General features: G+C 46.9%; 21 protein-coding genes. 18 read left to right on the top strand and 3 right to left on the bottom strand.

Annotation, left to right across the window (positions count from 1 at the left end; translation table 11 throughout):
• Positions 1 to 392: 392 nt before the first annotated feature.
• Positions 393 to 2,429 carry a GxGYxYP domain-containing protein gene (locus AMS66_RS04645; protein ID WP_053779681.1) on the top strand — a complete coding sequence of 679 codons (2,037 nt, stop codon included), beginning with the start codon at positions 393 to 395 and terminating at the stop codon, positions 2,427 to 2,429.
• A 198-nt stretch (positions 2,430 to 2,627) separates the two neighbouring features.
• Positions 2,628 to 2,984: a FlxA-like family protein gene (locus tag AMS66_RS04640; protein ID WP_053779680.1), complete on the top strand. Its 357-nt coding sequence runs from the start codon at positions 2,628 to 2,630 to the stop codon at positions 2,982 to 2,984.
• A gap of 128 nt (positions 2,985 to 3,112) precedes the next feature.
• Here AMS66_RS04640 and AMS66_RS04635 read toward each other — a convergent pair whose 3' ends face one another.
• A complete protein-coding gene (locus AMS66_RS04635; protein ID WP_053779679.1) occupies positions 3,113 to 4,468 on the bottom strand; it encodes an MATE family efflux transporter in 1,356 nt (451 codons plus the stop codon).
• A gap of 166 nt (positions 4,469 to 4,634) precedes the next feature.
• On the opposite strand from AMS66_RS04635, the gene AMS66_RS04630 reads away from it, so the two are divergent.
• The 8 genes from AMS66_RS04630 (at position 4,635) to AMS66_RS04595 (ending at position 12,042) form a co-directional block, all read left to right on the top strand.
• Positions 4,635 to 5,369, top strand: coding sequence for a class I SAM-dependent methyltransferase (locus tag AMS66_RS04630; protein WP_053779678.1), 735 nt, complete (start codon positions 4,635 to 4,637; stop codon positions 5,367 to 5,369).
• 171 nt (positions 5,370 to 5,540) lie between these two features.
• Complete coding sequence (locus AMS66_RS04625) at positions 5,541 to 6,119, top strand: RNA polymerase sigma factor (protein WP_053779677.1); 579 nt, start codon at positions 5,541 to 5,543, stop codon at positions 6,117 to 6,119.
• Complete coding sequence (locus AMS66_RS04620) at positions 6,116 to 7,369, top strand: hypothetical protein (protein ID WP_053779676.1); 1,254 nt, start codon at positions 6,116 to 6,118, stop codon at positions 7,367 to 7,369. Before AMS66_RS04625 ends, AMS66_RS04620 begins: the two co-directional genes overlap by 4 nt.
• 60 nt (positions 7,370 to 7,429) lie before the next feature.
• Positions 7,430 to 7,888 (top strand): DUF523 domain-containing protein, encoded by a 459-nt coding sequence (locus tag AMS66_RS04615; protein WP_053779675.1) that lies wholly within the window; start codon positions 7,430 to 7,432, stop codon positions 7,886 to 7,888.
• 267 nt (positions 7,889 to 8,155) lie between these two features.
• Complete coding sequence (locus AMS66_RS04610; RefSeq protein WP_053779674.1) at positions 8,156 to 8,833, top strand: NAD(P)H-dependent oxidoreductase; 678 nt, start codon at positions 8,156 to 8,158, stop codon at positions 8,831 to 8,833.
• 221 nt (positions 8,834 to 9,054) lie between these two features.
• On the top strand, positions 9,055 to 9,366 hold the full coding sequence (locus tag AMS66_RS04605; RefSeq protein ID WP_053779673.1) for an ArsR/SmtB family transcription factor: 312 nt from the start codon (positions 9,055 to 9,057) through the stop codon (positions 9,364 to 9,366).
• 164 nt (positions 9,367 to 9,530) lie between these two features.
• Positions 9,531 to 10,565 (top strand): LLM class flavin-dependent oxidoreductase, encoded by a 1,035-nt coding sequence (locus AMS66_RS04600; protein ID WP_053779672.1) that lies wholly within the window; start codon positions 9,531 to 9,533, stop codon positions 10,563 to 10,565.
• A gap of 316 nt (positions 10,566 to 10,881) precedes the next feature.
• A complete protein-coding gene (locus tag AMS66_RS04595) occupies positions 10,882 to 12,042 on the top strand; it encodes an AI-2E family transporter (protein WP_053779671.1) in 1,161 nt (386 codons plus the stop codon).
• 138 nt (positions 12,043 to 12,180) lie between these two features.
• Here AMS66_RS04595 and AMS66_RS04590 read toward each other — a convergent pair whose 3' ends face one another.
• Positions 12,181 to 12,552: an ArsR/SmtB family transcription factor gene (locus tag AMS66_RS04590; protein ID WP_053779670.1), complete on the bottom strand. Its 372-nt coding sequence runs from the start codon at positions 12,550 to 12,552 to the stop codon at positions 12,181 to 12,183.
• A gap of 264 nt (positions 12,553 to 12,816) precedes the next feature.
• On the opposite strand from AMS66_RS04590, the gene AMS66_RS04585 reads away from it, so the two are divergent.
• From AMS66_RS04585 to AMS66_RS04555, 7 genes are all read left to right on the top strand, one after another.
• Entirely contained in the window at positions 12,817 to 15,198 is a 2,382-nt protein-coding gene (locus AMS66_RS04585; protein ID WP_053779669.1) for a heavy metal translocating P-type ATPase, read from the top strand.
• 100 nt (positions 15,199 to 15,298) lie between these two features.
• Positions 15,299 to 15,658 (top strand): SdpI family protein, encoded by a 360-nt coding sequence (locus AMS66_RS04580; RefSeq protein ID WP_160319664.1) that lies wholly within the window; start codon positions 15,299 to 15,301, stop codon positions 15,656 to 15,658.
• A gap of 244 nt (positions 15,659 to 15,902) precedes the next feature.
• On the top strand, positions 15,903 to 16,343 hold the full coding sequence (locus AMS66_RS04575) for a helix-turn-helix domain-containing protein (protein WP_053779667.1): 441 nt from the start codon (positions 15,903 to 15,905) through the stop codon (positions 16,341 to 16,343).
• 139 nt (positions 16,344 to 16,482) lie between these two features.
• The gene (locus tag AMS66_RS04570) at positions 16,483 to 17,700 is read left to right on the top strand and encodes an MFS transporter (RefSeq protein WP_053779666.1); all 1,218 of its coding nucleotides are present in this window, start codon (positions 16,483 to 16,485) and stop codon (positions 17,698 to 17,700) included.
• A gap of 19 nt (positions 17,701 to 17,719) precedes the next feature.
• A complete protein-coding gene (locus AMS66_RS04565) occupies positions 17,720 to 18,142 on the top strand; it encodes a universal stress protein (protein ID WP_053779665.1) in 423 nt (140 codons plus the stop codon).
• Positions 18,143 to 18,228: 86 nt separating this feature from the next.
• Complete coding sequence (locus AMS66_RS04560) at positions 18,229 to 19,653, top strand: aldehyde dehydrogenase family protein (protein WP_144424408.1); 1,425 nt, start codon at positions 18,229 to 18,231, stop codon at positions 19,651 to 19,653.
• A 366-nt stretch (positions 19,654 to 20,019) separates the two neighbouring features.
• Positions 20,020 to 20,835: a MerR family transcriptional regulator gene (locus AMS66_RS04555; protein ID WP_053779663.1), complete on the top strand. Its 816-nt coding sequence runs from the start codon at positions 20,020 to 20,022 to the stop codon at positions 20,833 to 20,835.
• 155 nt (positions 20,836 to 20,990) lie between these two features.
• Here the strand turns inward: AMS66_RS04555 and AMS66_RS04550 are convergent, their stop codons facing one another.
• Positions 20,991 to 21,479, bottom strand: a complete 489-nt coding sequence (locus tag AMS66_RS04550; protein WP_053779662.1) for a GAF domain-containing protein — start codon at positions 21,477 to 21,479, stop codon at positions 20,991 to 20,993.
• A gap of 186 nt (positions 21,480 to 21,665) precedes the next feature.
• Here AMS66_RS04550 and AMS66_RS04545 point away from each other — a divergent pair, with 186 nt between their 5' ends.
• A complete protein-coding gene (locus AMS66_RS04545; RefSeq protein WP_053779661.1) occupies positions 21,666 to 21,962 on the top strand; it encodes a hypothetical protein in 297 nt (98 codons plus the stop codon).
• Positions 21,963 to 21,987: the final 25 nt, after the last annotated feature.

Below are 21,987 nucleotides of genomic sequence, written 5' to 3'. Positions count from 1 at the left end.
CTATATTTCAATTTTTATGATAAGAATGACTGGTCTTTAAAAGGTCCGGTCATTCTTTATTTGTTTATAACTATATCGCCTCATAATATATATTTAATATACTTATTCAGGATATAAATGAACCGATTCAAAAAGGACGTGTTTAAGCTATAAAATGTAAATAATACGACATCATACAATTGAGGGAGTTAATTAATTTGTTGTTAAATGTCGAATTTAAGGAACATTTGTCAAAGGTATTGAAAGTTATATATTATATATTTAATATATAAATGAAATGACTTATTCGCCGAGGAGGGAGTGTATAAGAAGAGGACGCTGTTTGTTCCATTACTGCACATGCACCACATGACTTCACATTTCACATCACATTAAAAGGAGAAATGAAAATTATGATTCGTAAGTTAGCGGTTTTGTGTATTACCCTTGTTTGCACAACAGTGTTCTCGGTTAGCGCATTTGCTGCTTCTAATGATTCAAAGCATGTGGATTCTTTGAAATGGCCTAAAAATCAAGCGCTTCCAAACTTCGGTAAAGTCGAACACCTGGATGTTGCCAATGTATATGAGGCACAGGGGGATATCAAATTGCTTTTGACAACTCTTTCAGGAGTTGTGAATCGGGAAAAGCCACGAATTTATGTGCTACAGAATAAAGTTGACCCATGGCTGAAGGACTTAAAGGTTCCATATAAGCAATATGACAACGCTATGGATGTTTTCAAGAAATATGCAAAAGAGATTAAAGGCATTATTGTATATGATCCGCAGTTGCCGGACTCCATTAATGTGGCAACTACACTTGCTGGACTAAAAGATGCCGTTGTCGCGAGTCCCGAACTTGCACAACAATTAACTGCTGCACCGTATAACCTGTCGGTACTTGAAGACTTACAAGGAAAATTCAAGAATCGTATGGATGCATACAATTGGCAATATGAGAATCTTTGGAGCCAAACGACGAAAAGAATGTTGGTCGGATTGAGTCCGGACACATCCATCCCGATCCCGCCAGGAAATTTTGATTCGTTCCAAACGATTGCTGTCGAGAAGGAACAAGTACGTGATGGAAGTAATCGGAAAACATTTGAATATGATTTGTCGTCCTATTTGGGAAAAGAGGCTGTCTATCTCCGCTTCGAAGATGCTTTTCCTCAGGATGGCTGGGGGCCAGCCGTTCATCAAGTGACTGTGAAGGCAGATGGACAGGTCATCTCAGATTTTAAAACGGGTACCTCCGAGGAAGAAATGTTTCTCTATGACCGACATAACTCCAAATTTTTACCTGGAAGCGATCACCGCTTCGTAGATCACGGCAATTACTTTGTATACGAATTTACCCCTGCAGCCAATACGAAACAATTAACAGTATCGATTGAAATGTGGAACCAATACAAAGTATCTGCGGGCAATATTAAACCACTCTCATCTGAAGAGAAGGAACCTTATGGTTTTCTACGTGATTATGCCGTAGCAAACAAAGCAATGGTCTTCTGGCTGTCAACAAGTGTACCTGAGGAAAAGGCGCTTTTCGAGAAGATTCTGTCCGACGTAAAGCCGGGGACACCTTATATGGGATGGTTCGACAATGATTTCGAAGGGGAGGTCGCTGGCCTCGAACTAACGTCTCGTCATAGTGTCTATGTTATACCTTCTGACTGGTTTCATAACATGACCGTATTTTCAGGAACAAAAGTAAAACAAGAACCGACACCTAAACGAGTTGATACTAAGCTCGAGAATAAAATTTACGTGACCTATACCTTTGGCGAAGGCGACAATTTGCAATACGACCTGAATCATATGCGTAACTTATGGGATGACCCCGCTCGGGGCAAAGTACCTATTAACTGGACCTCAAGTCCGCTGCTGTATGATGCAGCTCCTGCCGTTCTAAATTATTACCGTTCAACTGCAACGAAAAATGACCTGCTTATCGCAGGACCATCTGGAGCGAGCTACTTCAATCCGCATGTCTGGCCGAAGGAGACATTTCCGGAATACCTGAAACAATCTTATTCGTATCTTAAGAAAACCGACATGTCGTACCCTTATGTGCTGAATCGGGAACTTGGAAAAGACATTCCGCTCAGCGAGTCGACGGCAGCTGCGTATGAGAAAAATTATAAACTCAAAGGTCTTTTCTTGGCAGGGGAAGATAAAGACGATATTACAATCATGAATGGGAGCCTTCCGGTATCTATTATGCGAGGCATCTCAACGGTTCAGGATGGTAAAGATGTATTGACTGATGTAAAGAAAGACTGGGATGGCAAATCTTCAAAGTTTGTTTCGATTGGGATCAACGCGTGGAGCATGACACCATCAGATGTGTTGGCGATCACGGAATCTCTTGGAGCAGAATTCCAGGTTGTGAAGGCGGATGAATATTTCTCACTCATCCGAGAAGCCCATGGATTGTCCAAATAAGGTTGAGAAGTTAGGAATCTTTCAATCACAAGTAATGTGAAAAGAAGCATGAAGGCGGGCCGATGGCTCGTCTTTTTTGCGCTGTGCTTGGAGCACTCTGGACTTAGAGCCACAATTTCAGCAACCTTTCAGTTGAATTTAACGTTCCTTCCATCTGGATGGGATATAGTGGAACCAAGAAAGAGGAGGAGATCAACAATGAATATTTCTTCAGTAGCAAGTTCCACGACATCCTACATATCCACGTCTTCATCCAGTTCGAACAGTACAAGTGAGTTGGAGAAACAAAAGACTAAGCTTGAGGCCGAATTGGAGAAAGTACAATCCAGCAAGGACGATGAGAAAACCAAGGAGACCAAAACGAAGCAGCTGCAGCAGCAAATTAAGCAAATCGAAGCTCAAATCTCGCAGCAAAGCTCCCAGAGCAGCGGTACAACCGGAACCAAAGAAGCGCCGCCGGCCAAACCACCAACCAATGGCATGCAAGCAGCATCCCCGCAAGAAGTTGCAAATGCAACAACGGACAGCAATGGCCGATTTGATATTCGGGTATAAGAGGGAATATAAAACTTATAAAAAATATATTAAACGAACGAGCAAATTGGTAAGTTAGAGCTGATTAGCTTAACCAAAGACCTGCCTGATCTCTATAGATCAAGCAGGTCTTTGGTTGTCTATATGCTTTATTCAATCGTTAAACCGTTTATCCGTTCAGAGATGGATCGTTTTTTATAGTACATCCCAATAGTCACCAGAACCACCATTTCAGATAACGGAACGGCAAGCCATACACCAGTGACACCCAAGAAGGAAGGGAGGATAACAATCAAGGCAACCATAATAATCATCTCGCGTGCAGCTGTAATCCAGATGGCCATTTTGGCATTCCCGACAGATTGGAAGTACGTGCTCATGACAAAGTTAATACCCATGAACAAGTATGCAAAAGTAAATATTCGCAAACCGTACACGGCGTTATCCGTCACGCTGTCACTGAAGTTCCCGAAGATTTGCACAAAATAGGGCGCGCCCAATTGTACAACGATTAACAGCAAGACCCCACATGCCAGAGCTGTTCTGGAGGCTAAGCGAATGGTCTGTTTTTCCCGTTCCATCTGTTTGGCCCCATGATAATAACTGACCAGAGGTTGGGCAGCGGACGCCAGACCGAGAAATGCCAGCAGTACAACACCATGAATATAGTTCAAGACTGTAAAAGACGCCACTCCATCCGTGCCCGCAATCCGGTCCAGTGAGATGTTGTGAGAGATGGAGAAGACGGACATGCCCAGTTCAGCCAGAAAGCTGGGGAAACCAATGAGTACAATGGAAGCCAGCAGTTTGGCATTCCATTTGAAACGGGTCAATTTAAGATTATTCGTTTTTTTGAAAAAATGAGTCAGCAAGACGAGAAGCGCCAGAGATGCCGATACAATTGTACCAATCGCAACGCCACGGACACCCCATTCCAGCACGTACAACGTTATATAATTGAGCACAATATTGGCTACCGCAAACGTAATCTGAGCATACATGGATGTATTGGGATTACCATCGTTCCGAACAAAAATAGTGAGTGCGTTCTCAATGGTGAAGACGAAACCGAACAACAAAATAATATTCATATAGTCCTCAGCAAACGGGAAAGTTTCGGTATTGGCTCCAAGGGCGTAGACCAGCTTATCTTTGAATGTATAGGCCGTATATCCGATGACCATCGTAATCAGCAAAATGATCGTAATGGATTTGGTGAAAATCTGCTTCGCTGTCGTGGGGTCCTTCTTGCCCATATAGGTTGAATACAAGGTAGCTCCGCCCATTCCAATCCATAGCGACATGGCTACAAAAAGCGTGTAGACAGGAGAAGCAATCCCGATTCCGGCCAGCGCTGTAGAACCCAGTTTGTGCCCAACCATAATGCCGTCGATAATAAAATTAAAAGCGATAACCAGCATACCCAGAACGGAAGGCACGAGGTAGCTTACAAAAGCCTTACCTACAGATTGCCTTTCCAGTGGATGCGTCCAATTTGTGTTCATGGTGACCTCCGTTAGTATACTGAATGTTCATTCTGTATTATATTATACTGAACGTTCGTTCTGTATAATAACATGGTGTGAATTTGGTTGGCAACTTTTCCAAAAGATTATCGTTTATATGATAGAGTTAATGGATCATCTTTTATGACACGGGAGGGATCTGTTTATGAAACAAAACAAATATGATGAAGCCGAATTTTTCGGCAATTACTGTCAGATGGCTAGATCCACCCAAGGACTGAAGGCAGCTGGCGAGTGGCATGAACTGCAAACGATGCTGCCTGAATTAAAGGGCAAGAACGTATTGGATCTGGGGTGCGGCTTTGGCTGGCACTGTCGATATGCACGTGAGCAACAGGCACGTTCAGTGTTTGGCTTAGATTTGTCTGAAAATATGTTGCAACGTGCACGCGAGATGACGGATGACCCTCATATCGAGTACCAGCGGATGGCGATTGAGGATATTGATTTTGCACCTGGACAATTTGATGTGGTGATCAGCTCACTGGCCTTGCATTATATCGAGCGTCTGGATCAGGTATACGCCAAAATCAATGCATGTCTCGTTCAGGGAGGCACGTTTGTCTTGTCTGCGGAACATCCCATCTTCACGGCGCGGGCGGAGCAGGACTGGCATTATGGGCCTGGGGGTGAGATACTGCACTGGCCTGTGGATCATTATCATGAGGAAGGGCAGCGGGTAGCGAACTTTCTGAATCAGGACGTGGTGAAATACCACCGGACGCTGGCGACGCATCTAAATGAATTGATTCAGGCCGGGTTTGTCATTCAACAGGTAGCCGAGTCCAAACCATCCCCGGAGATGATGGAACAAATTCCTGGTATGCGAGACGAGAGTCGTCGACCGATGTTTCTCATGATTGCTGCGGTTAAGGCGTGATCAGCTACGGCATCGGAATGAAGTTTATTAGTATTATCATAGATAGACCAGCGCGTTCAGCACATGTGGACCGTGCTGGTTTATTTTATTTTGCAGGAGAGGGGAAAGAAATAAACCGTTTGGGAACCAAACCCGAATGGACGAAGTCTTATTAAGTGAGGTGAACATCAGTTGGACTATCAATATCTGGCACATGCTCAGACGATCGACAATTATACACTTAGCAGCTTGATGGATGACTACGGGAATGACGTATGGAACTACGCGTACTTTCTGACCAAAAGTACCGAGCAGGCGGATGAATTGTCACAGGAAGTGTTTATCCGGGCATATTCCGGGATCGCCCATTTTCGTGGGGAATGTTCATTGAAGACATGGCTGCTGACTATTACTAGGAACACGACTTTTACATACCGGAAATCCAGATTTTTTCGCAGTAGTTTATGGGGAGAGACACTGCCAATCCACACGGAACAGGTTAATACGAGCCGGGGTGAGATGAAGCCAGAAAAATATGTTCACCCCTCTGCCGAAGCGGAGGCAATCAGCAGGGAGCACGTTCATGAAATCTGGGACATCATCATGGCTCTGCCGGACAAATTCCGGGAATTGCTTTTGCTGCATTTGAAGTATGAGCTTACGACAGGGGAAATTGCGGACATGCTGGGCATCAGCGCGGGAACGGTCAAATCGCGACTATCCAGAGCGAAGGCCAAAGTACGGAAACAGTGGGAGGAGCGAAGCGAATGAAACATATCGATGACGAATGGGAAAAAGTAGTCCGGCAGGAGCCGTTTGCGGCGTCTCCTTTTACCGAAGAGCATAAACAGAACGTACTTCGCCAGGTAGCCTGGCTGAAATCGGGATCTGGACAGAAAATGAGTGATGCTCCCGATAAGTCTAGCGAGCAACACGTTCGATCGAATCAAAGTAGACGCCGTCTTCGCTCCCGCAAGGCCATTATGGCGTGCACGACAGTTGTGGCCTTGGCAGCGGTACTCGTTCTCTGGAACGGACAAATTGTGGAGCCTGTAATTGAAAAAGTATATCCTACAGCAGCGCTGCGATTTACGGATGATGCCGGTATGAACTTGCTGACAGACAAGATGAAAAAGAATGTAGCCGTCACGATGCGAGACTATCTTGGCAAACAATTACTCATATCCAAAGTGCAGGACCTGCCTGTCTCCGGAAGAGTCTCCGTCGAGGCTGGAAAAGAGGGCGATGCAGAATATGCGTTGATCTGGCTTGATGCGGCAACAGGCAATCTACGTGAGGTACAGATGAGACGGGAGATGTCGGCTAATGAGCTTGAGCATCGTTATTTGCGTCAAGTTCCGTCCTTGCTTCAAGGTATTGGTGGCGACCCTGCACTTAAACCACTCTCAGCCAAGCGATATGTGGGAATGAAGCAGGGCGAATTGGAGCCGAAATCGTATACTAATCTATCGTTAGAGAATGAAGAAAGCTATGGAGAGATCATTTGGTTGCAGGATGCAGCGATCTCCGTTTCAGGTGATGTCCAACCTGATCAAGTTTCCCAAACTGCTTTGACGTATGCAGAGGATTCCATTGAGGCGTTTTCTGGCAAAACTGCTCCCGATCTGACGAGCATACACCGGACCAAAGATGATGAGAATGGTAAGGATACATTTACTTTTAATTTTGGAGATCGTTATATTGTACAAACAACTGAAGGAAAGTCTGGTTTAAGTTATTCCGTTATGAATGCGAAGTATAATAGAAAAGAATTGAATACTATGGAAGAAATGGAGGCTTATCATAAGGAACTGCTTGAAATGAAAGAATCCATCCTTAGGGAAAAGGCAGCACCTATAATCAAGAAAATATTCAAAGTTGATCTTCAAGCATATAAACTCCGTCGTATGCCGGAAACGCTCGGAATCGTTTCATTTGAACTTGAATCTACCACGGATGTCTTTCAGATTGAGTACAATGAAGATGCTCGTATCACAATGATCAAGCGGGATACTCTCTAAGACTTGATTCCATATGGTACAATCAATTTAATAGTTGGATGGAGTATAAGGAGCATAACGATGAAATATTTGGTGAGTTCATGTCTTGCTGGCGTAGCCTGCCGTTACAACGGAACAGCGAGTCTGGATGCAAAGATTCAGGAGCTTGTGGAGCAGGAACAGGCGAAGATGGTCTGCCCGGAGCTGCTTGGAGGATTTTCCACCCCGCGGGAGCCAGCTGAAATTATCGGCGGTACGGGCAAGGATGTGCTGGCAGGTACAGCCAAGGTAATTGAGAAGAGTGGCAAGGACGTCACGGATCTGTACATTAAAGGAGCCTATCAGACACTTGAATGGGCGCAAAAACTGGATGTCAGCTGTGTGGTGCTCAAAGAATTCAGTCCTTCCTGCGGTACACAGATGATCTACGATGGCAACTTTGCCAACCACAAAGTCGTGGGCGAAGGGGTTACTTCTGCTTTGCTGCGGCAAGAGGGATTTACGGTCATCTCGGAAAATGAGTTCATGGAACAGTTGTAATTGTCGTGATCACAATAACCTCTGATACGAATTACAGGTAAGTCGCCTTGGGGAGCAGCAGATCCATGGCGACTTGTTTTTTTGTTACAACAGGGCATGCACTTGATTATTTAAAAAAACTTATTAGAAACAATAGTTACTTTTATATACCAAGAAACATTATTGTGCGTACTTTTATATTTTGATTATAAACTCTAAAATAATACTCAGGCATTCAAGTTCAGACCATAAACATGAACATAAACAAGAAAAGGATGTGCGAATCATATGGAATCCTCGGCAAAAGCCATTACGAAAGAAAACGTCTTGAACGCTTACTATTTTCGGCATGCAACCAAACAGTTTAATGCTTCACGTATCATTTCAGCAGAAGATTTCGAGTATATTCTGGAAACGGGACGATTGTCACCAAGCTCTATCGGATTGGAACCATGGAAATTTCTGATTGTGCAGAACCCGGACTTGCGCAAGCGTCTGTCCGAAGTCTCTTCCGGGGCTCAAAAACAATTGGCGGCGGCAAGCCATTTTATTGTTATTTTGGCGCGATCCGATGCTAGTTATAATTCACCTTACGCAGAATATATGCTGAAAGAAATCAAGGGCATGCCGGATGACGTATTTGAGCTGACCCGTGAAGCTTATGGCAAATTTCAAAAGAACCAACGAATGCTGGAGAATCCCCGTACTTTATTGGACTGGGCGTCCAAACAAACCTACATTGCTCTCGGCAATATGATGACTGCGGCAGCGCTGATTGGTATCGATTCCTGCCCAATTGAAGGGTTTAACTATGAGGGCGTACATCGCATTCTGGAAGAAGAAGGACTGCTGGAGGATGGACTCTGGGATGTTTCCGTTATGGCAGCCTTTGGTTATCGCGCGGAAGATCCGCCACGAGAGAAATCCCGTCAGCCTTTGGAGAAAATCACTCAGTGGATTGATTAAAGACTAACGAAACTGTTGTTTATATATAAATCATATAAATCCTAACGAGCCCCGGTTGTTCCTCTATGGAAGGTCCAGGGCTTGCTCTCTATAAAAACGCTTGAATATACATAGATGTCTACGTATATGAAAAGAACTATCCACTATTTTGGCAGGCCGGTTCGTTCATCGAATCGGTCTGTTTGGTTTGCAAAATGAAAGAAAGGCGGTATAATCTACCCATGGAACCTATACTCATATTCAAAGCATTATCCAACGAGACACGTCGACAGATTCTGTTGTGGCTCAAAAACCCGGAGCAGCACTTTCCACCGCTGGAGTTATCCCAGCATCCGGATGCAGGAAAGAACGGCATATGTGTTGGAACGATTCAGGTGAAAGCCGGACTGGCTCAATCCGTCATATCCAGCTATCTGCTGACGATGCTCAAAGCCGGGTTGCTGATCTCCGAGCGCAGGGGACAGTGGACGTATTATCGCCGCAACGAAGAAACCATTCGTCAATTTGCCGAGTACGTACAGCACGAGCTATAAGCCGGACGCCGAGACGGAAGCAAGAATGCAGGTGCAAGCAGGTATTCCGTCCGGATGTAAACGGCTTGAGAAGCAACTCTGTCACATCATTTTTTTGCGATTTTAAATCTATATATCTGGATATACAAAAATAAAAATATGACTACAGAGGAGAATTTTCTATCATGTCTACCGAAAACACAGCTTCATCCCATAAAAAACATATTAACGACGTTAAATTGTCCATTCTGGATCTGGCTCCTGTCGTTGTGGGTGCCACGCCTGCGGATGCGCTTCGCAACAGTCTGGATCTCGCCCAGAATGCGGAGCGTTGGGGATATCACCGTTACTGGGTAGCGGAGCATCACAACATGCCTGGCATCGCTTCTTCCGCGACCTCGGTTGTCATCGGTTACCTTGCAGGTGGAACGAAGACCATTCGTCTCGGTTCAGGCGGAATCATGCTGCCTAACCATGCGCCGCTTGTAATTGCCGAGCAGTTTGGCACATTGGAATCCCTGTATCCAGGCCGTATAGATCTTGGACTTGGCCGTGCGCCAGGTAGTGACCGCCGGACATCACTTGCACTACGCAAAGATCTGAACAGCGGTGAAGATTTCCCGGAATTGCTTGCAGAGCTTAGAGCATACTTTGATGCTTCTGCCACATCGTATCATGCGCCTGTTCGAGCTGTACCCGGTGAAGGGTTAAATATCCCGATTTACCTGCTTGGGTCCAGTGATTTCAGTGCTCGTCTCGCAGGCCAGCTGGGATTGCCGTTTGCTTTTGCCAGCCACTTCTCACCGGATTACACCCGGATTGCACTTGAAACGTATCGGAGCAGCTTCCAGCCATCCGATCACTTGAAGGAGCCTCACGTTATTGTGGGTGTAAATGCAGTCGTTGCGGATACCGATGAAGAAGCTGCATGGTTGGGTACGACGATGCAGCAGCAGTTCCTGAACATTATTCGTGGGACAACCGGGTTGGTGCAGCCACCAGCCGATATGGAAGGCAAATGGACGGATCGTGAGAAAGCTGGCGTAGAGCAGACGCTGAAAGCAGCTGTGAACGGTTCTCCCGAGACCGTGCGCGGTCAGCTGGAATCATTCATTGCTCAGACGCAAGCGGATGAGCTGATTATTACGTCGATGATCTATGATCATCAGGCACGTCTGCACTCATATGAGCTGATCGCTCAGCTGGCTGGTAAAGCATAAGTAAAAGTTTTAACAAAAGTATAGACAAGCAGCAAAGGCATCAGGCTCTGCTGACATAATAACGGTTTGTCTCTTTGGAGATGAGCCGTTTTTTGGTAGGGATATTTTTCAAAGGAGTTCGTATGGGGCAGAAGGATCTTTTTAGGGTAAAATGAACTTACCGGTCTAATTTGAAACGGTTAAACAGCCTGTACGTATAAACTCAATGTGTTACACATATGTTGGCTTGTACAAGCAACTTTATGCGCAGTCAAGAAACATGTAGGTTTACAGCTTATGCTTTGATAAAGGATACATAAGAGAGGAAGACACGCCTATGGAGCAACCTGAGCAACCCCGCATTTGGCCGGATCGGTTTAAGCGATTTTTTCTGAATAACAAGTTCGTCCTTTTTCTGTTAATTCTGCTGTTGGTAGGACTGAACGTGATGGTTCTTACCAAAGTATCCTTTGTTTTGCACCCGCTCGCGGTGCTGATCAAGACGATCGTGCTGCCGATTATTCTATCGGGTATTCTCTATTACCTGCTGAATCCGATTGTGGATGTCATGGAAAAGTGGAAGTTCAAGCGAGGCTGGTCCATTCTGATTTTATATCTCGCCATCGGCGGCATCCTGACAGTCGTCGTGCTGGCGGTCATTCCGGTCGTGCGTAACCAAATTACGGGGCTGATCGAGAATTTCCCAACGTATAGTGAGACGGTGAAGCATCAGTTTGAAGAACTTACGGGCAGTCAGCTGTTCAGTCAGTTCCAGGAAACGGTGAATCTGAATTCACAGGACTGGTGGGGTACAATTTCCCAGAAAGCCACTGAAATTCTGAACTCGACCTGGACTAAATTGGGCGGATTCCTCGGAGCGTTCACCGAGACGGTGTTATCCATTGTAACGGTTCCGTTTATCCTGTTCTATCTGCTGAAAGATGGCAAGAAGCTTCCATCCAAAATTTTGTCTTTCCTGCCAATCAAGAGTCGTACAGGTGCAATGCATGTGCTGGAAGATATCAATCACCAGATTAGTTCGTTCATTCGTGGACAGATTATCGTCAGCTTCTGCATTGGTATTCTGCTCTACATTGGTTATATGATTATTGGTCTGGACTATGCGCTGATTCTTGCGATTATCGCATCCTTCACGAGTGTTGTACCGTACCTGGGACCTGCAATCGCGATAACGCCTGCGTTGATCGTGGCTCTGGTCACTTCTCCGCTCATGCTGCTGAAGATGGTAGCGGTGTGGACGGTCGTGCAATTAATTGAGGGTAAATTCATCTCACCTCAGATTATGGGCAAAACGCTTAAAATTCACCCCATTACCATTATCTTTGTCATCCTGACTTCAGGTAATCTGTTCGGTGTGGTGGGCATTCTGCTGGCCGTTCCGGGATACGCGGTGCTGAAAGTATGTGTGTCACATATCTTCAACTGGTTCAAGGAACGATCCGGACTGTATGATCCGAAGAATAACAATCTATTGTAACCGGAGTGGGTAAGACCTTAGCTGAACCCGTAATAAACTTCTTTTTAGCAAAACGGTGCCCTTACACAACAGAACCCCCGTCCATCGGCTAACAGCCGAGAGGCGGGGGTTCTGTTGTGTGAACAGGTAGGCTAATGCCTAGCCATGTTTAATATGCTGGAGCGTTTGCAGGAAGATCTGCTCAATGTGTGCATCATCCAGTGAATAATACACGGTCTTGCCTTCTTTGCGCCGCTTGACGATCCGCATGTTGCGGAGTGACCGCAGCTGGTGCGAAATGGCCGACTGTCCCATATCGAGCAGCACCGTCAGATCGTGCACACATAATTCCTTCTGCAACAGCGCATCAATAATACGAAGCCGAGTCGGGTCGCTGAAAGCCTTGAACCAATCGGCCATCTCGGAAGAGGTCTCGCGATCCATCAGAGAAGCACGGATGGTCTGCACGTCAGCCTCTGTTCCAGAGCAGGCCGCGTCGCATTCGGCTGGAGCTTTAACCGGTTGTTCCATTTCCTATCACCACCTATATTAACTCAACCTTTGATTTGATCAAATATTCTTCGATAAGCCTATTATATCCAAAAAACGTCTAAAGCGAAATGATTACTATTAGCATATTCTGTATGAAAAATCAACTGGAATTGTTGACACTCGTGTTTAAGCGTGCATATAATAGGGGTAACAAAACATATGAATGATTGCTCATATATTGATTGTAAGATCAAAAAAATTACGGATAATTTTGCTTTACGTACTGCAAAGGGGAGAGTTCACATGGGAACCGGACAGGAACAGGTGAAAAGGGAACTGCTGCTGGATGGATTGGATTGCGCGAACTGCGCATTGAAGATTGAGAATGGAGTCAAAAAAATTAAAGGTATTTCCGAATGCTCGGTCAATTTTGTAACCAAAACCTTATCCATGCACACCACATCCGATATAGATGAGCAGGTGGTGGAAGAAGCGAAGCGCAAAGTGCTTCGGTTGGAGCCGCATATTCGTATTTCGGAAAAAGGTAAATCATCACAAGGCAGCCGTGCTGCTGCCGATTCAATAAACCATGCCAACGGCAATGTGCACGCACATGCAGGCAGCGGAGCCCACACGCATGAACAGGCTTCAAGCGGTCACGATCATGCTGGTCATTCCCATGACCATGATCATGCACACGACCACGCCCATCAACACGGCGTCCAAGGTCACGCGCATGATCATGGAAGTCATACCGGGCACGATCACGATCATGCAGACAGTCAGGACCATGACGCGCACGCCGGACACTCGCATGAACATGGCGCTGGGCAGACAAAAGTGCTGTTGGCACGCCTTGCGGCTGGTTCTATTTTGGTAGCAGCTGCGATCTGGTCTCCGCTGGAAGGATGGGCGCAGCTTGCACTCTATGTTATCGCTTATCTGATTGCAGGGGGAGATATCGTCCTTCAAGCATTCAAAAATATTATTCGCGGTCAGGTGTTCGATGAATACTTCCTCATGTCCGTCGCCACCATTGGTGCTTTTGCCATTGGTCAATACCCCGAAGGTGTTGCGGTCATGCTTTTCTATCAGCTTGGTGAGCTGTTTCAGGGGATGGCGGTTAATCGCTCAAGGAAGTCCATCCAGTCGCTTATGGATATTCGCCCGGACTATGCCAATATGCTGATCGGTACGGGAGAAGAGACCAAGCGGGTTTCTCCGGAAGAAGTGCGCATTGGAGATCGCATCTTGGTTAAAGCGGGTGAGCGAGTACCTCTGGACGGGATCGTCAAGGCAGGTCGTTCGATGGTGGACACATCTGCTCTGACGGGTGAGTCGGTTCCTCGGGAACTGGAGCCCGGCAGTGATGTACTGAGTGGGTTCGTGAACAAAAACGGGATGTTGACCATTGAAGTAACGAAAACCTTTGGTGAATCCACAGTATCCAAAATTCTGGACCTGGTGCAGAATGCGAGCAGCCGCAAAGCCAAAACGGAACATTTTATTAGCAAATTTGCCCGTTATTATACGCCGGTTGTTGTCATTCTTGCCGCTTTGATTGCGCTTGTTCCGCCACTGGTGCTCAGTGGTGCGACATTCGCCGATTGGATCTATCGTGCACTGGTCTTCCTCGTGATCTCTTGTCCGTGTGCGCTGGTCGTTTCCATTCCGCTTGGTTTTTTCGGTGGCATCGGAGCTGCCTCGCGTAACGGTATACTCATCAAAGGAAGTAACTACCTTGAAGCATTGAATGATGTCAAAGTCGTTGTTTTTGATAAAACGGGTACACTAACCAAAGGTGTTTTCAAAGTAACAGCTATCCGCCCTGAAGCTGGACGTACGGAAGATGAATTGATGGAGCTTGCTGCCATTGCCGAAGCCCATTCCAATCATCCGATTGCTGAATCCATTCGCGCAGCTTGGGCAAAGGATATCCGGACCCAGGGTGTGGACGATTACGATGAGGTTGCTGGACATGGTATCAAGGTCAGTGTGGATGGACGTGAAGTGCTTGCTGGTAACGCTAAATTGATGGAGCAGGCAGGCATCTCCTACACGACTCCACAAACCGTGGGTACGGTGGTGCACGTTGCCGAATCGGGTTCGTATGTCGGTCACCTGATCATTGCCGATGAGGTGAAGGACGATGCGGCGGCAGCCATTCAGGCACTCAAGAAGCTCGGCATCCGCAAAACGGTCATGCTGACAGGGGATGCCAAGGCTGTTGGTGAAGCTGTAGGGCGCGAGCTGGGTGTCGATGAAGTTTACGCTGAGCTGTTGCCACACCATAAAGTTGAACAGCTGGAACGCCTCGAAGCTGCCAAATCACCGAAAGAGAAAATGGTGTTTGTCGGTGATGGCATTAACGATACACCGGTGCTGGCACGTGCCGATGTAGGTGTAGCGATGGGTGGACTCGGTTCGGATGCCGCCATCGAAGCGGCAGACGTTGTCATTATGACGGATGAACCATCCAGACTGGCAAGTGCGATCCGGATTGCGAAACGGACACGAACCATTGTCTGGCAAAATATCGGTTTTGCGTTGGGTGTCAAAGCGATCTTCCTGCTGCTGGGTGTGTTCGGAATTGCCACCATGTGGGAAGCGGTATTCTCTGATGTAGGGGTGACCGTACTGGCTGTCCTGAACGCCATGCGTGTACTGCGGGTGAAGGACATCTAAGATTTACGAAACGATCCGGGCGGCTCTTCGTATATACGTAGAGCCGTTTTTTTGTTTTAATATCTGTGGTGTATTTTTAATGGAGTTAGGGGAGAACATTGTGGCAGGAGCAATTGTTGGTTTGATATGCGGCGTGTGTTATTTCGTATTGGGGTTAATGGTTTACAAAAAACCACCGAAAAAAATTAATGGCATATATGGTTACCGCACCCCGCGCGCGATGAGTAACCCGGAATTGTGGGAAGAAGCACAACGATATAGCGCCAATCTGATGATGCAGTTTGGTGTGATTATCACGGTGTTTGGTATTCTCGGTTTCTGGTTTACGGATGTACAGGCATTGGTCCTGAGTCTCTTCGCTGTCGTGTTCTATACGATTCGACTATTTACCAAGGTTGAAGGCCGCTTGAAGGAAATGCAGCGTGTCCAGCAACAGGGACAGAAGAAGCAGGGCGCATAAAGGTACGATGTGAAATCGCACCTGAACGAAGATCCGCGAGAGCGGATCTTTTTGCATCTTATAGAGGCGGAGGACAACCAGAAACTACTTTTAACAACGTATTGTAAAATTTACACTGAGATAATCTGTTCATGTTTGAGACATACTACATATTCAAGCCCAAAATCTAACGTTGACGTTAACGTTAATAATATATATAATTATGTACATAACATTATAGACATATTAAAGTGAGGTGAAGGAAATGAGTTTATTTAAAATCGATGACGTAGCCAAGGAATGCGGGTTGACCAAGCGTACCATTCGGTATTACGAAGAGATTGGAGTTATGCCTTCACCTCAGCGGACGGACGGTGGCACACGATTATACACCCGAGAAGATATAGATTATCTCAAAAAGGTGGTCCGGGCGAAGGAAGTGCTGGGATTCTCGCTTCAGGAGCTACATACCTATGTGGCAACGGCGGATGCGCTGAACGAACAGCGTTTTGACTACCAGCAGACCACTGAAGTGAGAGAACGGATCGAGAAGCTCACCAAGATGGAAACGACGCTGGACGATCAGCTGGAGCTGATTGAGCAGAAACTTCAGAGTATTCATGCCGTGCAGAAGGAACTTGAGGAATTGCGTGAACGGGTTCAGAACGGCATTCGACGATTAGAAGGGCACGAGAATGTAAATTAGTATTCCACGATAAGCACCGGGAGATCCGGTGTCATTTGTGCCGTTTTCTTTCCTATATTTCTGAAAATAATGATGATATTTTCATTCTTTTTTCACAATTTGTTTCACAACATAAATCATGAACCAGGAGGAATTACGTATGAAAAGAGAAGCCTCATTACCTGACGAATTGCCGTCATCCCGTGGAGGTCTATTATCCCAGCCTAGAGCGGTATGGGCAGTAGCCTTCGCCTGTATCATCTCCTTTATGGGACTAGGATTGGTCGATCCAATTTTGCCTGCGATTGCAGATCAGCTGCATGCTTCCAAAAGCCAGGTATCTTTATTGTTTACAAGTTATAACGCAGTTACCGGGGTAGCCATGCTGATTACAGGTGTTGTATCCAGCCGGATTGGTGTGAAGTGGACACTGCTCAGCGGGATTTTGCTGATCATTGTTTTCTCTTTCCTCGGCGGGACCTCTGACACTGTAGGTGCACTCGTCGGTTACCGTGGTGGTTGGGGACTGGGGAATGCCCTGTTCATCGCAACTGCATTATCCGCTATTGTAGGACTATCCACTTCGGGGACAGCCAAAGCGATTATTTTATACGAAGCAGCGCTTGGTCTGGGGATTGCCGTCGGTCCATTGCTCGGTGGTGAACTGGGTTCCATCTCATGGCGCGGCCCGTTCTATGGTGTAGCTGTTCTGATGGCGATTGCTTTTATCAGTATTACGTTTATGCTGCCTAAGATGGCCAAACCCAAAACGCGCAGCTCCTTGTCCGATCCGTTCAAGGCTCTGGGTTATCCTTCACTGAAAACATTGGCGATTACGGCCTTCCTGTATAACTTTGGTTTCTTTACCTTGATGGCTTATTCACCTTATGTCATGAATCTGGATGAGCACGGACTTGGTTATGTATTCTTCGGTTGGGGTTTGATGCTGGCAATTACGTCTGTCTTTGTCGCACCAAGATTGCAACGTCGATTCGGATCGGTTCCTTCCATGAGCGTTATGCTGACCCTGTTCGCCATTGATTTGGTTGTGATGGCGGTAGGTACGGTGATGGGATCATCCACAACCGTTATCGTAGCTGTTATCGTTGCCGGGATTTTCCTTGGGATCAACAATACTTTAATGACCACGGCAGTCATGGAAGCTGCGCCAGTGGAACGTTCTGTGGCATCGGCTGCCTACAGCTTTGTCCGGTTCCTTGGCGGTGCGTTGGCACCATGGCTTGCTGGTAAATTATCCGAGTGGTTCCTGCCGGAGACACCGTTTTATTTTGGCGCATTGATGGTTCTGATCGGGGTCGTTGTGCTTCTGGTACGCCGCAGACATCTGCGTGATATCGATGCTGCCATTACGCATTAATGAACAGGAGGAATGGAAAATGCTGAAACGAATATTAATTGCTGTCGATGGGTCGGATCATGCCCACAAGGCTTTGGAGCAAGCTGTTGTTCTGGCAGAAAGTCTGAAACAACCGGCTTCTTTGATTATCGTACATGTTAATCCTTCGATCTCGCTAAATGAGCCCGCACTGGGTGTGGATCTGGAAGCACGGATCGCAGAAGAAGGACAGCATATCATACAACCCGTTAATGAATTGTTAGCCGCTCGTTCTGTTCATTATGAAACATTGCTGATTGCAGGTGATCCCGTGAATGAGATCTGCCGTGTAGCGAAGGATAGAAGCTGTGATCTCATTGTGATGGGAACGGCGGGGAAAAGCATGCTCGCTGAAATCGTGGTGGGCAGTGTCAGCCATGGCGTCTTGAAACATGCAGGATGTCCGGTGATCACTGTCAAATAGAGGTATGACTTGTGTTGATGATGCTGAAGTGGTGTATAAATAGGTATGGGAAAACTCTGCGGAAAACATGAATGGAGGATGCAGCAATGAGAAAACAACATCTGTTCATCGGGGGCAAGCCCACCGAATCAGTAAACTATATAACACTTCAGGCACCATACTCTGGAGAAACACTGGCAGAAGTATCCTCGGCGTCAGCTGAGGAAGTCGAAGTAGCGATTGCCGCCGCAGTTCAGGCGGGCAAAGAGATGCGCAGAATGCCTGCCCATCAGCGTGCAGATATTCTTTACAAGCTGTCAGCCCTGCTGGAAGAACGGAAGGAAGAAGCAGCACGTATTATTGCGCTGGAGGCAGCGAAGCCGATTACTGCGGCGCTCGCCGAAGTAGATCGTACGGTGGAAACGTATCGTTTCGCCGCGGAGGAAGCCAAGCGCCTCACTGGGGAGACGGTTCCCATGGACGCAGCCAAAGGAGGAGAAGGGCGCATAGGATACACGATGCGGCAGCCCTTGGGCGTTGTCGGAGCAATTACGCCATTTAATTTCCCAATGAACCTGGTGGCCCACAAAGTAGGTCCGGCACTGGCAGCAGGCAATACCATTGTGTTGAAGCCTGCGGAGCAGACGCCGCTGTCTTCCTATTATATTGCCAATCTGCTTCAGGAAGCCGGATTACCCGATGGGGCATTGAATGTGGTGAGTGGTGACGGCAAAACGATTGGAGATGTGCTTGTAGAGCATCCTGATGTGGCTCATATTACATTTACAGGCAGTCCCGCTGTAGGTACAAGCATTCGCAGCAAAGCCGGACTGAAGCGGGTGACACTGGAGCTAGGGTCAAATGCAGCAGTCATTATAGACCGGGATGCCAATTTGGACAAGGTGGTACCGAGATGTGTGACCGGAGCGTTTACTTACCAAGGTCAGGTATGTATTTCGTTGCAGCGGATTTATGTGCACAGCTCGATCGCGGATGAGTTCATCCGTCGTTTTGCTGAAGCAGCGAAACAAGTCGTGGTAGGAGACCCTCTGAACCCGGATACCGTGGTTTCTGCACTCATCACATCCAAAGATGTACAGCGCACGCTGGATTGGATTGATGAAGCGAAGCAGGCAGGCGCTGAGGTAGCAACAGGCGGCGAAGCCGAGGGAGGCGTATTACGTCCAACCGTGCTTGTTAACGTTCCGCGGGATGCCAAGGTGTCTTGTCAGGAGGTCTTTGCCCCGATCGTTGTCATTAATACGGTAGATTCGGTTGAAGAAGGCATTGAACATGTGAATGATTCCATCTATGGGCTTCAGGCGGGTGTGTTCACTAATGATATTCATACTGCATTGCATGCAGCGGACCACATTGAAGCTGGCGGCGTGATGATTAACGACATTCCCACTTTCCGTGTGGATCATATGCCTTATGGTGGTGTGAAGCAGAGCGGGATGGGACGTGAAGGTGTTAAATATGCTGTAGAGGAAATGACCGAATTGAAGTTTGTCATGTTTAACAAGAATTAAAGATCCAACTATAAGACGAGCGGATATTCGAGATGAAATAGAACAAGATGACCCTGTGCCCAAGTTAGCGGGTGCAGGATTTTTTGCTTTTCTACATCCAGCCCTTTCCGTAAAAAATACATAGCTTTTCTTTAATGACCCCGGGTTCACATCTGATGAGAAGGGTATAAATACTTATCATACCGCAAATCTACCAATTACATGCCGTTCATATCACCGAAGCGTTGTGTATCCATCCAGAGAAATGAACGGATTGCTGGGTACAGAATTGTTGGAAGTCTTATAATATCTTACTTAAATTTAAATAAAATGCAGTATGAACAAGCCTGAGCTAGGAGTTACAGGCCAGACAGGAGGTGTATTCAAATGGCATATTCCATGGTTGATGTATCCGGGATGTCCGGTGTAAGTCTGAGTGAATTGGGACAGTACGCAGAGACAGGTCTGCTGAATCCAGCCTTCGTGGGTCAAGATGAGGATATCTACTATGAGAAGCCGGAGTTGCTGAGATTACAGCAGATTCTATTCTGTAAAGAAGTAGGCATGGAGGAGGATGAGATCGGCCCCATGCTCAGGGATACTCCCCGGGACATGATCCGTATCATGCAGCAGCATCGGATCGAGATGCTGGAGAAGGCACTTCATTTGCACGGAATGATACAGACACTGGATAAAACCATCTCCTATTTAAGAGGAGAGCAGGAACTGGATGAGGTTGAACTGTACGCTGGTTTTTCGAATCAGGGGCGTCACCCGCTTTTGAATGAATCGACCTCTGACCATGTGGCAAAGAATGATTATTACGAACAGAAGCAGACAAAGAACGGTCAGAAGCACGACGTCAATTCCTTGGAGCAATCCACCATGCCTGAGGGCCAAGAGATGAAGTCGAAGGAAGATTTTCTCGATTCGCAGGCGAAGATCGACCGAATTCACTTGGACTTGCAGGGCGCTATTGAGGATGGGTTAGCACCCGGCAGCTCGGAGGTACAGCAGATTATTGGCAGACATCTCGAATGGATCAAGGATTATTACACTCCAACGGCAGAGATTTACCGTGATCTGGGCAATCTGTACGTCGAGCACAAAAATTTTCGCCAGATGTATGATGGTTACCACCCCAAGTTGGCCGAGTTTTTACGAGACGGGATGATGATTAAGGCGGAACAGGATTTATCCTAGATGCATAAAGTATCATGGGCGAGCAGAACATGGGTGTGAAGAAATAATCATAACAAAGAGCGCAGATCCTCTAGGGAGGATTGCGCTCTTTGTTATTGCATATCATCGTAAGGCCGATGAACGCTCCATCGGCTTAATGATCGTACTTCAGGCAGTTAGGATAATTCCAGCTGCTCTGTAATCAGGCTTACGGCCTTTTCCAGGAAGACGCGGTCTTCATCGTCAAAACGGTTCTTGAGCGGGCTATCGATGTCGAGCACCCCGTACAATTCGCCGTTTTTAATAATCGGTACAACGATTTCACTGTTCGATGCGGCATCACAGGCGATATGGCCTGGGAAGGCATGGACATCTTCAACGACCATTGTACGTCGTTCCGAAGCAGAAGTGCCGCATACACCGCGTCCCAGTGGAATACGGATGCAGGCAGGAAGTCCCTGGAATGGACCGAGTACAAGTTCTTTTCCATCATACAGATAGAATCCGACCCAATTGGTATCGGTCATAAATACATTGAGCAACGCCGCAGCGTTTGCCAGATTGGCAATGGCGCTAGGTTCATCGCGGATCAGAGCGCTTAACTGTCCCAGGACGGCGGTTTGCTGCTCGCTTCGTGTTCCTTCATAAGAAACAGCTTGAAACATGATGAATCACCCTCCCGAGCAAAAATGGTACTTATTTTCAAGATAGTGCAGAGCATGCGGTTAGTCAAGCGGAGGATTTCGGAAAGGGCAGGTCATGCTTGAATATTCCTCCTGTTTCTCATCTTCCTGCGTGGGGTAATTACTTAGCAACCACGGCGGGCTACAACCCGGGAAGGAGCTTGGCTTATGCATGCAGAGGTACAGAATCTTTTTGTACGAATTCATCTTCTATATTTGGCCCAAAATCAGGATTTAACCGTTAGCGACGCATTGCCTCTATTGGAAGAACGGGGATATCGCGTTGGAGAGCGGGAGATCAAGCAGGAGCTTGAGCACCTGACGCAAGAGAACTTCCTGACCGCCCATGGAGATCAATGGAGTCTTACCGGGACTGGCATTGAGGAGTTTAAGGAAATCACAGGCGTACTCGGCCGGGTTAGTGAGGAATTGCTGGCGACGGGCAAGAAGACGTCTACAGCCTGAATCTACATTCGGACAAAGTCTCCCG

Origin of the sequence: Paenibacillus xylanivorans, assembly GCF_001280595.1 — a bacterium.
Taxonomy (GTDB): domain Bacteria; phylum Bacillota; class Bacilli; order Paenibacillales; family Paenibacillaceae; genus Paenibacillus; species Paenibacillus xylanivorans.
Note: the sequence above shows the minus strand (reverse complement) of the source record. Positions and strands in the feature narration are given on the sequence as shown.